The organism is Azospirillum sp. B506 (assembly GCF_000333595.1).
Lineage (GTDB): Bacteria > Pseudomonadota > Alphaproteobacteria > Azospirillales > Azospirillaceae > Azospirillum.
This window is the reverse complement of sequence record NZ_BADK01000065.1, coordinates 1-15,432: the sequence shown is the minus strand read 5'-3', so window position 1 is coordinate 15,432 and position 15,432 is coordinate 1. Positions and strand designations below refer to the sequence as shown.

15 protein-coding genes are annotated in these 15,432 nt (G+C 68.6%); 7 read left to right on the top strand and 8 right to left on the bottom strand.

Annotation, left to right across the window (positions count from 1 at the left end; genetic code table 11):
• A partial coding sequence (locus I71_RS02110; RefSeq protein WP_042689605.1) for an esterase-like activity of phytase family protein occupies positions 1 to 1,063 on the bottom strand: 1,063 nt, incomplete at its 3' end.
• Between the two features lie 168 nt (positions 1,064 to 1,231).
• Positions 1,232 to 2,614, bottom strand: coding sequence for a M48 family metalloprotease (locus tag I71_RS02105; RefSeq protein ID WP_244433577.1), 1,383 nt, complete (start codon positions 2,612 to 2,614; stop codon positions 1,232 to 1,234).
• Between I71_RS02105 and I71_RS02100 the strand changes: the two genes are divergently transcribed.
• Together I71_RS02100 and I71_RS02095 are read left to right on the top strand one after the other, a co-directional pair.
• Complete coding sequence (locus tag I71_RS02100) at positions 2,577 to 3,977, top strand: gamma-glutamyltransferase (RefSeq protein ID WP_244433576.1); 1,401 nt, start codon at positions 2,577 to 2,579, stop codon at positions 3,975 to 3,977. The two genes, I71_RS02105 and I71_RS02100, sit on opposite strands and share 38 nt — an antisense overlap.
• A 76-nt stretch (positions 3,978 to 4,053) precedes the next feature.
• Positions 4,054 to 5,220, top strand: coding sequence for a pyridoxal phosphate-dependent aminotransferase (locus tag I71_RS02095; RefSeq protein WP_042689603.1), 1,167 nt, complete (start codon positions 4,054 to 4,056; stop codon positions 5,218 to 5,220).
• Between the two features lie 45 nt (positions 5,221 to 5,265).
• Here the strand turns inward: I71_RS02095 and I71_RS02090 are convergent, their stop codons facing one another.
• A complete protein-coding gene (locus tag I71_RS02090) occupies positions 5,266 to 6,003 on the bottom strand; it encodes an SDR family NAD(P)-dependent oxidoreductase (RefSeq protein WP_042689599.1) in 738 nt (245 codons plus the stop codon).
• 294 nt (positions 6,004 to 6,297) lie between these two features.
• Here I71_RS02090 and I71_RS02085 point away from each other — a divergent pair, with 294 nt between their 5' ends.
• Positions 6,298 to 7,578 (top strand): ChaN family lipoprotein, encoded by a 1,281-nt coding sequence (locus tag I71_RS02085; RefSeq protein WP_244433575.1) that lies wholly within the window; start codon positions 6,298 to 6,300, stop codon positions 7,576 to 7,578.
• 10 nt (positions 7,579 to 7,588) lie between these two features.
• On the opposite strand, the gene I71_RS02080 is transcribed toward I71_RS02085, so the two are convergent.
• Positions 7,589 to 8,182 carry an NUDIX hydrolase gene (locus I71_RS02080; RefSeq protein ID WP_042689596.1) on the bottom strand — a complete coding sequence of 198 codons (594 nt, stop codon included), beginning with the start codon at positions 8,180 to 8,182 and terminating at the stop codon, positions 7,589 to 7,591.
• A 147-nt stretch (positions 8,183 to 8,329) separates the two neighbouring features.
• Between I71_RS02080 and rmuC the strand changes: the two genes are divergently transcribed.
• The 4 genes from rmuC to I71_RS02060 all read left to right on the top strand — a co-directional run bounded on the left by rmuC (position 8,330) and on the right by I71_RS02060 (position 12,648).
• Complete coding sequence (gene rmuC, locus I71_RS02075; RefSeq protein WP_244433574.1) at positions 8,330 to 9,787, top strand: DNA recombination protein RmuC; 1,458 nt, start codon at positions 8,330 to 8,332, stop codon at positions 9,785 to 9,787.
• Positions 9,788 to 9,884: 97 nt separating this feature from the next.
• Positions 9,885 to 10,103, top strand: coding sequence for a hypothetical protein (locus I71_RS02070; protein ID WP_042689593.1), 219 nt, complete (start codon positions 9,885 to 9,887; stop codon positions 10,101 to 10,103).
• 177 nt (positions 10,104 to 10,280) lie between these two features.
• Entirely contained in the window at positions 10,281 to 12,305 is a 2,025-nt protein-coding gene (locus I71_RS02065; RefSeq protein ID WP_042689614.1) for a methyl-accepting chemotaxis protein, read from the top strand.
• 142 nt (positions 12,306 to 12,447) lie between these two features.
• Positions 12,448 to 12,648 (top strand): hypothetical protein, encoded by a 201-nt coding sequence (locus I71_RS02060; RefSeq protein WP_244433573.1) that lies wholly within the window; start codon positions 12,448 to 12,450, stop codon positions 12,646 to 12,648.
• Positions 12,649 to 12,682: 34 nt separating this feature from the next.
• On the opposite strand, the gene I71_RS02055 is transcribed toward I71_RS02060, so the two are convergent.
• The 4 genes from I71_RS02055 to I71_RS38120 all read right to left on the bottom strand — a co-directional run.
• Entirely contained in the window at positions 12,683 to 13,759 is a 1,077-nt protein-coding gene (locus I71_RS02055; RefSeq protein WP_049975864.1) for a hypothetical protein, read from the bottom strand.
• Positions 13,760 to 13,984: 225 nt separating this feature from the next.
• Positions 13,985 to 14,206, bottom strand: coding sequence for a DUF1150 family protein (locus tag I71_RS02050; RefSeq protein WP_042689587.1), 222 nt, complete (start codon positions 14,204 to 14,206; stop codon positions 13,985 to 13,987).
• Between the two features lie 77 nt (positions 14,207 to 14,283).
• Positions 14,284 to 14,760 carry an Hsp20 family protein gene (locus tag I71_RS02045; RefSeq protein WP_042689584.1) on the bottom strand — a complete coding sequence of 159 codons (477 nt, stop codon included), beginning with the start codon at positions 14,758 to 14,760 and terminating at the stop codon, positions 14,284 to 14,286.
• Between the two features lie 325 nt (positions 14,761 to 15,085).
• A partial coding sequence (locus tag I71_RS38120) for a helix-turn-helix transcriptional regulator (protein ID WP_199902090.1) occupies positions 15,086 to 15,432 on the bottom strand: 347 nt, incomplete at its 5' end.

The window sequence follows — 15,432 nt, the reverse complement described above, 5'->3', positions numbered from 1 at the left end:
CGGTGGTGTCGTCGCGCTCGATCACCAGGGCGCTGCCGGCGTCGACCATCGCCATGTCGGCGACGATGTTGGCGTTGTCCTCCAGCCTGTACTTCCACGACTTGCCGGTGTACGTGCGGCTGGCGACGTCGAATTCCAGGATACGAGTGTACGCGCGGCCGTCCTTGTTCTCGAAGGCGTTGGCGGCGGCGTTCCACAGCGGGCCTTCCAGCGACGGGTACAGCGTCCTGCCGTCCGGCGACACGCCCATCGGCTCGAACCCGCGGGAGCGGCGGACCTCGAACGTGACAGCGCCCGGCACCGCCGGCAGCCCGTTGTTGCGGTAATGGTCGGGCGAGCGGGCCGGCTTGCCGTCGATCACCGTCTCATGCACCGCGATCACCACGCCATCCCTGGTCAACTCCAGGATATAGGGGCCGAACTCGTCGCCGATGAACAGGCGGTCAGCCTGCACCACCAGCGATTCAGGGTCGAAATCGGCGCCGGTCAGATAACGGCTGGTGGTGTTCTCATTGACGATGGCGAAGGGGACCTTGCGGTCGGGATCGCGCAGGAAGATGGTTTCCAGCCGCTGCATGGCGCCGCTCTGCCAGTCCGGCTTGACGCGATGGACCATCAGCAGCGCATCGACCGAGTTCACCTTGCTGCCGAAGCCGTTGTCGGTCAGGGCGAGGAACTCGCCGTTCGGCTGCGGCACGACCGCCGAGAAGCCCTGCACCGCCTGACCGGCGACCGGCAGCATGATCTCGGTTTCGCGCGGAACCTTGGGATCGGCGGCAAAAGAGGTCGCGCGGATGGTCCCGACGGCATCGACGCGCTTGCGGTCGGCATTGGTGAACTTGCCGGCGGTCGCGAACAGCGGCCCGGCATCGGCTGGCGCCTGCACCAGCGTGTCGGCCGGCAGCACGGCATGACCGGCCAGCGTGGCGGTATAGCGCTTGGCCTGCTGGTCCTGCGCGTGGGCTGCGGGAGCGATCAGGCCGGCGGACAGGAGGGCGGCGGTGGCGAGCAAAGCGCGGCGCCAGGGCAGCAGATACCAGGACGGCAGACGGGCGGACGGCATGCGGTGTACTCCGTTGACGGAACCGCGCCCTCATCCGGCAACAGCTCGGCAGGCGCGCTCGATGTTCGCGGAATAGCAAGCAGCGATGACGTGGCCGGGACGATTCAATGACCGTTGCGTTACCGGAAGAATGCTTTGGTCATATGACCCAGCCGAGCGCCCCGTCCGTCAGCGCGACGGCTTGTCGTCGCCGGCCCCGCCGGTCTGGCCGCGGATGTCCTGGGCGCGCAGCCAGCCGGGCGATCCGGCGGGCAGCAGCTTTTCCGCCCGTTCCGCCTGGGCCTTGGCCATCGGCATGTCGCCGCGCGCCAGCGCCTCCTCGGCCGTGGCGTAGGCGACCATGCCGTCGTTCTTCTTCATGCTCCAGGCCTGGGCGGTCAGCCGCCATAGGAAGGCCGACTGTGCCTTGCCCTTGGCGGCGATCTGCAGATTTTTCAGCGCCTCATCGGCCAGACGGGGATCATGCTGTTCCAGCAGGGCATGGGCGAGCGAGACCCGGATCGTTCCGGCCTCGGAACCAGCCATTTCCACCGCCTTGCGATAGGGGGCCACCGCATCCGGCGCCCGGCCGGTCTGCAGCATCAGATCCCCTTTCATCTCATAGAGGTAGGGGTTCTTCGGCTCGTCGGCGATCAGCCCGTCGACCAGCGGCGTCGCCTGCTTGACGTCGCCCTGGCGGAAATAGGCATAGGCGCGGCCATAGCGGGCGGCCGGCGACGGGTCGTTCGCCTTGTAGCGCACCAGGGCGCCGCGCGGGTCGAGATAGCCGTACAGCTTGGCCTGGACGCGCCGCAGGTCGTCCTCCGTCGCCGAAGGCAGCTTGGTGTTGCTGTAGCGGGAGCGGGCGACGAAGGCCCGCACCGCGTCGATGCGTTCGCGCGTCAGCGGGTGGGTCAGGCGATAGCCGGCGTCGCGGTCGTTCATCAGCGGGTCGTTGACGCCCAGCTTTTCCAGGAAAGTTTCCATCCCCTTGGCGGAGATGCCCGACTGTTCGAGGAAGGACAGGCCGGCCTGATCGGCCGACGCCTCCTGCGTGCGGGAGAAGGACAGGTAGTTCCGCTCCGCCAGATGCTGGCCCAGCATGACGCCGGCCGCCCCGGCGCCGGCATTGCGCGAGGCCAAACCGCCGGCGATGCCCAGGCCCATGCCGAGCAGCGAGGCGAGGAAGGCATTGTCCATCGCCTCCGCCCCTCGGACCAGATGGCCGCCGGCGATGTGGCCGGTCTCGTGGGCGATGACGCCCAGCAACTGGTCGGCATTGTCGACGTCCAGCAGCAGCCCGGTGTGGATGAAGATGTTCTGTCCGCCGGCGACGAAGGCGTTCACCGTCGGATCGTTGATCAGCAGGATCTGTACCGAGTCCGGATCGATGCCGGCCGCCTGGAAGATTGGCCGGGCCATCTTGCGGATGATATGGTCCGTCTCGGCGTCGCTGAGGATTTGCATCTCCGGCCGGCGCTGCGCGCTCGCCGGTGGCGCTCCCCACACCAGCGACATCAGACATACGGACATGATGGCGACGACCGAAACCAGCCTGCTGGGCTTGCGCACCGTGACAACCTCCGGCTTGGAACAGCGGATTCCCCCGCGTGACCGGCGGAACTCCGGACCGCGACACACTCGCCTGCAAATCTGGCGACGGTTGGGCGCGGTTGCCATAGCTGCATCACTGCTGCCGGGCTGCGTCAACACCAAGTTCAAGACCGATGCCACGGTGCAGAGCTTCGTCATTGCCGACGAACCCTATGCCGCCGGGGTGGGGCGCGACATCATCGCCCAGGGCGGCACGGCCGGCGATGCGGTGGCGGCGATGGCGCTGGCGATGACGGCCACACTGCCGTCGCGTGTCGGGCTGGCCGGCGGCGGCGTCTGCGTGCTGTTCGACGCGGCGTCGAAGAAGGCCCGCACCGTCGATTTCCTGCCCCGCCCAGCCGGTGCCGGCGGCGTCGCCATGCCGGCGATGGCGCGCGGCCTCTATGCCGTCCAGGCCGCCGGCGGTTCGATGCGGTGGGAGCAGGTCGTCGCCCCGGCCGAGCAGTTGGCCCAGTTCTCTCCAGGCATCAGCCGCGCGCTGGTGCAGGACCTCACCGTGTTCGGCGGGCGGCTGACCGCCGATTCGGACAGCCGGCGGCGGTTCCTCGGCAGCGGCACCCCGGCCGTCGGCGCGGTGGTCGCCCAGCCGGAGCTGGCCGCGACCCTGTCGGTGCTGCGGCGTCAGGGGGTGGGGGCCTTCTACAGCGGACCGCTCGCCGCGACGGTGGCGCAGGGCACCGGCATCGACCCGGCCCAGCTGCGCGCCTACCAGCCGCGCGTCGGCGGCACATTGACGGTGCCCTTCGACATCAGCGACCTGCATGTTCCCGATCTGAACGAGCCGGAAGCCGGCGCCGCCCTGGTGCAGACCTGGAAGGCGGTGGCGTCGCTGCCGCCGGCCGAGCGCGCCACCCGTGCCGCCCAGCTGCTGGGTGCCACCGGCAAAGGCCCCACCGCCGCCGGGGCCGGGGTGATGGTGATCGACCCCAACGAGAACGGTGCCGCCTGCGCCTTCACCCAGGGCGCCCCGTTCGGCACCGGCCGCGGCATCGCCGGCACCGGCATGCTGATGGCGCAGGGCGTGGACCGCGGCGGATTCGGCGCGCCGGCGCTGATCGCCAACTCCATCATCGGCCGCACCCTGTTCGCCGGGGTCGGCACCGCCAACGGCGACGACGGCCCGGCTGCCGGCCCGGCGGCGCTGCTGTCGGTGGCGCTTCCGTCCGGTCTGGAGGAGACGTCCACCGCCCCGCAGATCCTGGCCGCCCGTCCGCATCCATCCCCGGACGGGTCGGCTTCGTCGGCTGCCGGGTGTCGACCGAGAACGGGATCCGCTATTGCCAGACGGCGAACGATCCGCGCGCCGGCAGCCTTGCGCTGACCGTGGAAAGCGAACGCAAGCGGGAGTGAGCCGCGAAAGACGGCCTGCCTAAAAATCGAGTCAGAGACGGACGATCATGAGCAAGCAGCCCAAGGTTTCCAAGCGGGGTGCCATCCCGCCCTTTTTCGTGATGGAAGTGATGCGCGCGGCAGCCGAACGCGAGGCGGCCGGGCTGGAGGTCCTGCATATGGAGGTGGGGCAGCCCTCCAGCGGTGCGCCGAAGGGCGTGGTGCAGGCGGCGGCCACCGCGGTGGTGGGGGCCGATCCGCTCGGCTACACCGGGGCGCTCGGCATCCCGCCCCTGCGTGCCGCCATCGCCAACTGGTACAAGGACCGCTACGGCGTCGAGGTGCCGGAGCGCCGCGTGGTCGTCACCACCGGCTCGTCGGGCGCCTTCCAGCTGGGCTTCCTCGCCGCCTTCGATCCGGGCGATAGGGTGGCGATGGCCTCGCCCAGCTATCCGGCCTATCGCCACACCCTGACCGCGGCCGGCGTCGTCCCGGTGGAACTGCCGACCGGGCCGGAACACCGTTTCCAGCCGACCGTCGAACTGCTGGAGGCTCTGGACGAGCCGGTGCAGGGGCTGATCGTCGCCAGCCCGGCCAACCCGACCGGTACGATGCTGAGCCGCGAGGAACTGACCGCCCTGTCCGACTGGTGCCGTGCCAACGGCGTCCGCATGGTATCGGACGAGATCTACCACGGACTGACCTATGGCACCGACGCGGTCACCGCGGCGGAGGTCAACGATCAGGCGCTGGTGGTCAACAGCTTCTCCAAATATTTCTCGATGACCGGCTGGCGGCTGGGCTGGATGATCGTGCCGGACGACTTGCTGCGCTCGGTCGAATGTCTGGCGCAGAACCTGTTCATCTCCGCCCCGACCCTCAGTCAGGTCTCGGCGGTCGCCGCCTTCGACTGCACGGAGGAGTTGGACGGGCACGTCGCCCGCTATGCCCGCAACCGTGCGCTGCTGCTGGAGGAGCTGCCGAAGGCCGGCTTCACCAAGATGGCTCCGGCGGACGGCGCCTTCTACATCTATGCCGATGTGTCGGAGATGACCGACGACAGCGAGGCCTTGGCGAAGCGGATCCTGGAGGAGACGGGCATCGCCTGCACGCCCGGCATCGATTTCGACACCGCCCGCGGCCGGCGTTTTCTGCGCTTCAGCTTCGCCGGGTCGGAAGCGACCATCGCCGAGGCGGCACGGCGGCTGATCGCCTGGCGGGCCGGGAAGCAGTAAGGGAATCGGGGGTGGGGCGTCGCGACACCCCGCCCACCGCCGTGCTCAGAACAAATGCTGGCCGCCCGTGATGAAGGTCTCCGTCCCCGTCACATAGCCCGCATCCGGTCCGCACAGGTAGAAGATCACCGCGGCGACATCCTCCGGCGTGCCCATGCGCTTCAGCGGGATGCGCGGGATCAGCACGTCATATTCCGGACCGGTCATCGCCGTTTCGATCTCGCCCGGGGCGACGGCGTTGACGCGGACGCCGATCTCGGCGAATTCAACCGCCATTTCGCGGGTCAAGCCGGACAGAGCCGCCTTCGAGGTTGAATAGGCCGAGCCGGCGAAGGGATGCACCGAATGGCCGGCGATGGAGGTGACGTTGACGATCGCCCCCTTCGCCCGCGACAGCGGGGCGGCGAAGCCACGCGCCAGGACCAGGGCGGCGAAGAAGTTCAGCTCGAACACCCGGTGCCAGCCCTCGATCGAGCCGTTCAGGCAGCCGAGCCGCTCCTTGATCGGCGTCTTCGGCGAGATGCCGGCATTGTTGATCAGGGCGTGCAGCGGGGCGCCGTCCAGCGCCTTGTTGGCCTCATCCACGAAGGCGGCGCGGCTGGCGGGGTCCGACAGGTCGGCCGGGATGTGATGGGTCCAGTTGGGATCGCGGCGGCAATGGGCCGGCACATCCTCGCGCGAGCAGGAGATCACGCGCCAGCCTTCGTTGCTGAACCGGGTGACGGTGGCGTGTCCGATACCCCGGCTGGCGCCGGTGAGAATGACGACTTTGCGGTGCGGCATGAGGGCTGCGCTTCACGAATGATTGCGGTCGGCGGGGAAAGCGGACGCCCTGGGAACGGCCTTGGGAGGTCCGGATGGGGGCATCGATAGGGTCCCCATCCGCCGGTGGTCCACCGCCTGTGGCGATCCTACCCGCCGCCGCACCGCCTGTCATCCGGCAGTATGCCGGGCCGGTGGTCCGCGCCCGGGCACGGTGTCGGGCGCGGCCGAACGACGCAATCGGCCGACTCGTCCATTGACCTTGCGCCCGGCAGTGCCAACCTTGGCGGATGCCCGCATCGACGGAGCCAGCCCTTGCCGCGCCAGCCCTTGCCGCGCCAGCCCTTGCCGCGCCAGCCCTTGCCGCGCCAGCCCTTCCGTCCCTTCACGCCTTTCTTCCGCCACCGCGTCGGCCTGCTGACCGCCGCCGCCGCGCTGGCGCTGGCCGCTCCGGTCGCGCTGGCCGCGACTGGTGGAGCCGCTGAGGCCACGCGCACCGCCTGCGTACCGCCCGGCGCCTGGGCGGACGGCACCGGCGCGACGGTGGAGCCGGTCCCGCTGCTGCGCCGCCTTGCCGACGCGCCGGTGATCCTGCTGGGGGAACAGCATGACAAGGCGGACCACCACCGCTGGCAGCTCCACACCCTGGCCGGGTTGCATGCGCTGAATCCCGACCTCGCCGTCGGGATGGAGATGCTGCCGCGCCGGCTGCAGCCGGTGCTCGACCGTTGGGTGGCGGGAGAGATGACGGAGGGCGAGTTCCTGAAGGCGACGGATTGGCGCACGGTCTGGGGCTTCGACCCGCAATTCTACCTGCCGATCCTGCAGTTCGCCCGCCTGCACCGGTTGCCGGTGGTGGCGTTGAACGTGGAGCGGTCGCTGATCGGCCGCACCGCCCGCAACGGCTGGGCCACCATCCCGGAGGCGGAGCGCGAGGGCGTCGGCACGCCCGCCGCTCCGACCGAGGCCTACCGCAACCGCCTGACCGAGACGCTGGCGGCGCATGACCGCTCGGAGGCACGCTCCGCCGCTCCCGCCGATGCGCCCGACAGCGCGGTGAAGCGCTTCATCGAGGCGCAGGGCATTTGGGACCGCGCGATGGCGGAGAAGATCGCCGAAACCCGCCGCACCACCGGCCGCAGCGTTGTCGGCATCCTGGGAGAGGGGCATGTCGCCCGCCGCGATGGCGTTCCGTATCAGCTGGCCGACCTTGGGATCGGCGACTCCGCCGTGCTGCTGCCCTGGGATGCGGATCGGGACTGCGACGAGCTGGACGGGCGGATCGCCGACGCCGTCTTCGGGCTGGGGCCGGAACGGGAGGATGCGGAGCCGCAACGCCCCAAGCTGGGCGTGCAGCTCGACCCCGGGCCGGAGGGCATCACGGTGGGGGCGGTCAGCGGCGGCAGCGTGGCGGCGGCGGCGGATTTGCGTCCCGGCGACCGCATCCTGGCCGCCGCCGGGACGACGGTGCATGCGCCGGCCGATCTCGTCGCGGTGATCCGCCGTCAGGCGCCGGGCACCTGGCTGCCGCTCACCATCCGGCGCGACGGTGCCGAGCAGGAGCTGGTGGCGAAATTCCCGGCAGAGGGAAAGTAGGTCCTGCCCCCTACAGCATCTTCTCCCACCGGGCCAGCGCGTCCGGCGTGGGGTTGACCGCCGGGGCGCAATCCGAGCGGCCGAGCCGTTCATGATGCTCGCGCAACGCCCAGACCACGGTGGGGAAGGCCAACTCGCTCCAGGGGATGTCCTTCCACGCGAACAGGCCGACCTCCAGGCTTTCCGGGCCGGGTTCCACCTCGGGGGAGAGCAGGCGGGCACGGAAGATCATCTGGACCTGGCTGATGCGCGGGATGTCGTAGATCGCCAGCAGATGGTCGATGTCGATGCGCGCCCGCGCCTCCTCCCAGGCTTCGCGGGCGGCGCCCTCGCGGGTGCTCTCGCGCTCCTCCATATAGCCGGCGGGCAGGGTCCAATAGCCCTTGCGCGGTTCGATGGCGCGGCGGCAGAGCAGGATGCGGCCATCCTCCCAGGTCGCCACCGCGCCGACCACGATCAGCGGGTTCTGATAGGCGATATAGCCGCAATCCGGGCACATCAGCCTTTCGCGGTCCTCGCCGGGCGGGATGGCGCGGACGCGCGGGCCTCCGCAGTTCGGGCCGCAATCGGGGGAGTTGTCGTCGGGGAGCGTATCGTTCGGCATGGTCACCGATATGGCGCCGTATCCTTGGCTGGGCAAGCGGAGAAAGCGGAGGCCGGGCTGCAGCGATCCACCGCGCGTTCGCGCCCTGTTCCAATTCGCGATTCGTTCCGATAGGCTGTGCCCGTTCCAGCGCTGAGAGGATTTGGGGTGACGCAGTTCCTGGTCAACGGGATGGTGATGGACGGCCTGTCGCTGAGCATCGGGTTGGCAACGGGCCTGCTGCTTGGCGCCGCCGTCGCCTGGGCGGTGCTGCGCGCCGCCGCCGGCCGGGCCGAAGCCGTCGCCGCCGCGCTGCATGCCGAGTTCGCCACCCGCCTCGACCTCGCCGAACGGACCGAGGACGACCTGCGCGAGGAGATCGAGGCCCGCGACCACCAGATCGCCCGCCTGCATGGCGAGGTCGCCGACGCCCGCGAACGCCATGCCCAGCTCTCCACCCGGTTGGAGGCCGAACGGACGGCGGCGGCGGAGAAGATGGCGCTGCTGGAACATGCCCAGGTGGCGCTGGCCGACAGCTTCAAGGCGCTGTCGGCGGAGGCGCTGCACCGGAACAACCGCAGCTTCCTCGATCTGGCGCGGGAGACGTTGGCCGGCTTCCAGGAACAGGCGAAGGGCGATCTGGACAAGCGCCAGACCGCCATCGCCGCCATCGTCGATCCGGTGCGCCAGAGCCTGGAAGCGATGGACCGCCAGATCCGCGAGCTGGAAAGCACGCGGGCCGGCGCCTATGAGGGGCTGAAACAGCAGGTGCTCTCGCTGGTGCAAAGCCAGAGCGAGTTGCGGATGGAGACCGGCAACCTCGTCCGGGCGCTGCGCACCCCGGCGGCGCGCGGGCGCTGGGGCGAAATCCAGCTGCGCCGGGTCTGCGAAATGGCGGGGATGCTCGACCATTGCGACTTCGTCGAACAGGTGTCGGTGGACAGCGGCCGGCTGCGGCCCGACCTGATCGTGACGCTGCCCGGCGGCAAGACCATCGTGGTCGATGCCAAGACGCCGCTGGAAGGCTATCTCGACGGCATCCAGTCGGCCGAGGACGGCGCGCGGCGCGACGGCATGGCCCGCCATGCACGCCATGTCCGCGACCATATGAAACAGCTCGGCACCAAGGGCTATTGGGACCAGTTCGACGACAGCCCGGAATTCGTCGTGCTGTTCCTGCCCGGCGAGAATTTCTTCTCGGCGGCGCTGGAGCAGGACCCGGCGCTGATCGAGGCCGGCATCGACCATCGCGTCATCCTCGCCACCCCGACCACGCTGATCGCGCTGCTGCGCGCCGTCGCCTATGGCTGGCGGCAGGAGCGGCTGGCCGACAATGCCCGCGAAATCAGCGCGCTGGGGGCGGAGCTGTACAAGCGGCTGTCCGACCTGGGCGGCCACATGGACAAGTTGGGCGGGCAGCTGGACAAGGCCGTCGGCTGCTACAACAGCGCGGTCGGGACGCTGGAATCGCGGGTGCTGGTCAGCGCGCGCCGCTTCCGCGACCTGCATGCCGCGCCGGAGGGTGCGGACCTGCCGCTGCTGGAACCGCTGGACCACAGTCCGCGCCGTCTGCAGGCGACGGAGCTGCGCGCGGTTCCGCCGGTGGAGACGACCGCTGCCGATTGAGCGGCGGCGGATGGACGGGTCGCCAACCGATGGATGCAGGGCCGGCGGCGTGCTATCCATGCGGCGTGACAGCCTTTCGAGCCCATGGAAGCCGCCGATGACGGACCAGACCGCTGCCGACCAGCCCTCTGTCGACCAGCCCTCTGTCGACCAGAGTGTGCGTTGCGACCGCTGCGCCCACCGCTATCCCGCCACCGAGGAGGGGTGCCCGCGCTGCCGGTCGATTCGCCGCACCAATGCCGTCATCGTCGCCTTGCTGGTGATGCTCGTCATTCTTGCCCTGGTCGGCTGGGTCGGCACCTTGGTCTTGACTTAAGATCAGGGCCGGCACTTTGGTCGTATATTGCGCAGATTGTGCATATTCTACGGGCAAGGCGCACAATGAAACATCATTGCTGTTTCTCATGATAATCGAGCAAGTTTTTTGCTTGTCATAGCGGGCCTGTTTTTGAGAAGCAACCTTATGCTGCCGTTTTTGCGTAAGGGTTGCGCCATGCTGAAAAACCTCCGGATTGCCGCCCTCACCAACCTGTTCGGGGTGGTGGTCACGCTGGGTTTCCTGGCTGTGGTCGTCACCGGTGCGCTGGCGATCCGCGAGCTGAAGGTGGGAGGTCCGATCTACCAGCGCATCGTGCTTGGCAAGGATCTGATCGCCGACATTCTGCCACCGCCCGAATATGTGATCGAAGCCTATCTGGAGGCGACGCTGGCGATGAACGATCCAGCGTCGGTCGACCGGCGCCGGGCGCGTCTGGCGCAGCTGCGCAAGGATTATGACGAGCGGCATGAGTATTGGCTGAAGGAAAGCTTCGAGCCGTCGCTGCTCACCGAACTGACCCGGACCTCGCACGCGCCGGTGATGCGCTTCTGGACCGAGGTGGAGACGAAGTTCCTGCCGGCGCTGGCCCGCAAGGACGAGGCGGCAGCCCGTGCCTCCTACGCGGTCATCGCCGAGGCCTATGCCGCCCACCGCGCCGTCGTCGACCGCATCGTCGAGGAGACCAACCGCTACAACAGCGAGACGGAGGTCTTTGCCGTCGGCCGCGAGGACCTGTTCATGACCGCGGTGTGGGGGGTCTCCGCTCTGGTGCTGGCGGTCGTGGTGCTGGGCGTGTACGGCATCCGGCGCCGGGTGGTGCAGCCGGTCGGTGACCTGACGGTGGCGATGCGGACCCTGGCGCAGGGCGACCTGACCGTTGCGATTCCCGGCGCTGACCGCGGCGACGAGATCGGGGCGATGGCCCGCGCGCTGCGCGTCTTCAAGGACAATGCCGAGGAGGCCGAACGTCTGCGCCGTCTGCGCGAGGAGGAGCGCGAACGGTCGGAACGCGAGAAGCAGGCAGCCCTGCTGCGCATGGCCGAAACGGTGGAGACCGAGGCGTCGAACGCCGTCGATGTGGTGGCCAGCCAGACCGGTCAGATGGCCGGCAACGCCACCCGGATGGCCGAATCGGCCCGTGCGGTCAGCGAAAACAGCCAGAATGTCGCCGCCGCCGCGACCCAGGCGCTGTCGAACGCCCAAACGGTGGCCGCCGCGTCGGAACAGCTCAGCGCGTCCATCCGCGAGATCGCGGCCCAGATCGGCACCGCCACCACGATGACCGGCGACGCTGTCGACGCCTCCGTCCGCGCGGAGGAAACCATCCAGCGCCTGGCCGAGGCGGTGAACCGCATCGGCGAGGTGACCAACCTGATCAACGACGTCGCCGGCCAGACCAACTTGCTGGCGCTGAACGCCACCATCGAAGCGGCCCGCGCCGGCGAAGCGGGAAAAGGCTTTGCAGTCGTCGCCAGCGAGGTGAAGCAACTGGCGGGCCAGACCGCCCGGGCGACCGACGAGATCGAAAGCCAGATCGCGCCATTCCAGGCGACCACGGCCCAGGCAGTGAATGCCGTGCGCGCCATCGCCGACGGGGTGCGCGGGGTCGAAACCGTGTCCGCCACCGTCGCCGCCGCCATCGAGGAGCAGGAGGCGGCGACCGGTGAAATCGCCCGCAATGTCGTCCAGACCTCCAACGCAGCACAGGAGGTGGCCACCCGCATCGAAGCCGTCTCGCAGGAGGCGACCGCCACCGGAGAGCGCGCCAGCGAGGTCAACGCCCTGTCCACCCGCGTTGCCGCCAGCATCGACCAGCTCCGCCGTGTGCTGATCGAAGCGATCCGCACGGCGACGCCGGAGGTGAATCGCCGCTCCGCCCCACGCTATCCACTGAACCTTCCAGGCCGGCTGACGGTCGGAGCGCGCGAGATTCCGGTGACGGTCGACAATGCCTCGGAAGGTGGCGCCAAGCTGAGCGGCCTGCCACAGGAGACCTGGAACGTGCTGGCGGAAGGGACCGCGTTGCGCATCGCCCTGCCGGGGCTGGAGCCGGTGCCTGCCGTCGTGCGTGCGCTGGAGCCGGGACCTGCCGGCCGCCTGCATGTCACCTTCACCCTGGCGGAGGCCGATCGGGAGCGGTTCGCCGTCCAGTTCAGCCGCATCGTCGCCGGGCGGGTCCCGCTGGAGCGGGCTGCCTGACCTTCCGGCCGGCTGCGGCTGGCCGGCCACGACCCGGCCAAAGCCTTAAGTATTACAGGGATTTCATGACGGTCCGGCGGGTGCCGGGTTCAGAATGACGTCAGTTCCTGGGCCGCCGGCCCGTTCTGAAAGCCCGTCCGCCATGGTCGAAACCACCGCCTGCCCCTATTGCGGGTCCGATTATGGGCATGGTCCCGACGACTGCCCGCTCTGCCGTTCCGTGAGACGCAAGGATCTGGTCGTGCGTTGCGTCATCGGGCTGATGTTTCTGGTTCCGATCCTGACACTGTTCGCCACGATCCTGCTGGACAATGGCGTCGGGAAGATGCTGTCGATGGATTGACGGCTCGGACCGGGACGCGAAGGTCGCGGTCCGATCACAGGTGCCCGGTCCGTGCCGACTGTTCCAGCGCCTTGATGTGCGACAGGCCGGGCAGGATCTCCGACTTGACGAATTCCAGCCGGCGGTTGGGGCCGCCGCCGCCGCGGGCGAAGCGGTGCTTCCACAGGTTCATCTTCACCGCCAGACCGCACAGCACGCCGCCGATGGTGACGTGGTGGGACGAGATCAGCTCGCGGATCGAACGGAAGGTGTCGGCGTTGATGTCGGCCCAGAAATCCTTGGACCGGTTGTCGAAGCTCTCGAAGCGGCCGGTGATGGAGGTCGCGATGTCGGTCAGGTCGCGGGCGATTTCGTCCAGCAGGCGCATCTGGCGCGAGTCGCGCTTGACCTCGGCGGAACTGCGGATCTCGCCCATCCAGGTGACGAAGCGCTGAACCTCCGGCACGATCTCGTCCAGGCATTTGCGGAAATAGGCCAGCGACAGGAAGATATCGCCATATTCCTCAAGGAATTTCGGGATGTCGTTCAGGCCAATGTCCAGCCGGTCGGCCATCATGCGCAGGTTGCGCAGGGCCTCGTCCCGGTTGGGGTTGGCGAACAGCTGGATGATGTCGGTCACGTCGGCGACCTGCAGCTCCTCAGTACCATAGACATATTCCATCAGCGGACGGGTGAAGACCCGCATGTAGCTGGTCAGTTCGGCCTTCTTGCGGTCGGACAGGGTCAGGGATTCGACGTTGTTGACATCGATGTTCAGCCGCCGCAGCTCGATCCGCGATGAGTAGACGTCGAAGCTGGAAGCGGCGCCGATCTTCTCCAGCTTCACCAGATCGCGTTCGACTTCGTCCTTGTAGGATTCGAAATAGGCCGGGATGTGGCGCGGCGACACCTGGCCGCTGCCGGTCTGGGCGTCCCGGAACATCTCCACCACGGTCTGCAGCCGAACGTTCTTGATCAGCCGCGCATGCTGCAGGCCGGGCGTTTCAAGCGGGATCGCCGACAAGGGGAGGATATGCAGGGAATCGCGCGCCTCGTCGTCCCAGTCCTTGCGCGTTTCCGTGTCGGGCGCGTCCTTCGACTTCCCGGCCGCCTCGCTTGCCTCACCGTCCAACCGACCGTCCCCCACTGCCTTTTCGCGTTCCATGCCGACGATTATCGCAGAGCGCAGCTTACAATAGGAGTCAGGGCTGACAAGGATCGAGATGTCGCCGATTGTCGCACAACCGATTGCGGCGCAAGGGCTTGCAGTGCAACCGGCCGCAGCGCGCGCCGGTCGATGTCGACGGCGATTCGACAGTGAATCGGCGGCGTGCTGCGGCGTCCGGTCAGCGGCCGGTCAATGGACGCTGACCGGCTCCATGTCGTTCTGGATGATGGCGGCGAAGGCCAGCTCGCGGTCGGCGACGACGCTCAGCGGCGTGCCGTCGGCGGCGTGGATGGCGAAGGCGGCGGTGCCGTCCACCTCCACCGGGCGGACATAGGCGACGTCGCCCAGGCCGAAGCTGGTGAAATCCTGGGCCGACAGCTGGCGCAGCTGGCTGTGGGTGTCGTTCATCATGGTCGTGGTCTCCCGGCGGCTCCCCGTCATGGGCGGCCGCGCGTGCAGAGTCTCGGGGAAGAAAAAGGGGGGAGGGATCAGTCGTCCCGGCCGTCGGCGGATACGTCGATGGTGCGCGGCATGGCGCCACCGGCGGCCTTCTTCGGCTGCTCGATCTTGATGGTGCGGACCTTCGGCTCGGGCATCGGGCGGGTCAGGTCGATGTTCAGCAGCCCGTTGTCGAGCGAGCAACCGACCACCTCGATCCCTTCGGCCAGGACGAAGCTGCGCTGGAACTGCCGCGCGGCGATGCCACGGTGCAGATAGACGCGCGACTTGTCGTCGGTCTGGCGGCCGCGGATGACCAGCTGGTTGTCCTCGATCTGGACCGACAGGTCATCGGAGGTGAAACCGGCCACGGCGAGCGTGATGCGCAGGCCGTCGTCGCCGATCTGCTCGATGTTGTAGGGGGGGTAGCCTTCGGCCGAATTCTTGGCGATCCGGTCGAGCGTCCGCTCGAACTGATCGAACCCGAGCAGCAGCGGGCTGTTGAAGAGCGAAAGGCGAGTCGTCACGACGCATCCTCCTCACGACGGGAGCGAGTTGCGGAAGATGGGCCCGTTTCCGGCGCCCGGCGGGGCGGTGGCCCAGCATCGGCCGGCGCCACCATGCCTATAGATTGGGAGAGCCGTGGCTGCGGTCAAGAACCCTGTGAGGCCGGGGGGCGGTTAAGCGGACGCTCGATGATCTCGGGCATCTCGCCAAGCTCCGCCGCGACCGTGTCGGCGATGGCGAGGCAGGAGGTCAGGCCCGGCGATTCAGGCGGATTACGGCATCGTGCTGGGCCTGTTCATCGGCATCTATCTCGGTCTCCTGCTGGTGTCGGCGCTGTCCTGACCGTCACGGCCCTTCCGGCAGCATCAAACAGCGGTTCACCAGATTCATCAGCTCGCTCTGGCGGGTGGTTCCGGTTTTGGCAAAGATGTTGCGCAGCTGGCTGCGCACGGTGCTGATCGCCACACCGCGGCGCCCGCCGATTTCCGCCGGGGTCAGGTCGGCCAGCAGATCGGCGACCAGGCCGGCCTCAACCGGAGTCAGGCCGAACAGCGCGCCCAGCCGCTTTCCCACCCCCGGCGTCACCGCGGCCGGATCGACGATGTAGACCGCGGCCCTGATGCGTACGCCATCGCCGCCGTCCGCATCGCCGAATGGCCCCACCGCCGTCTCAGGCGACAGCGGCAGGACAG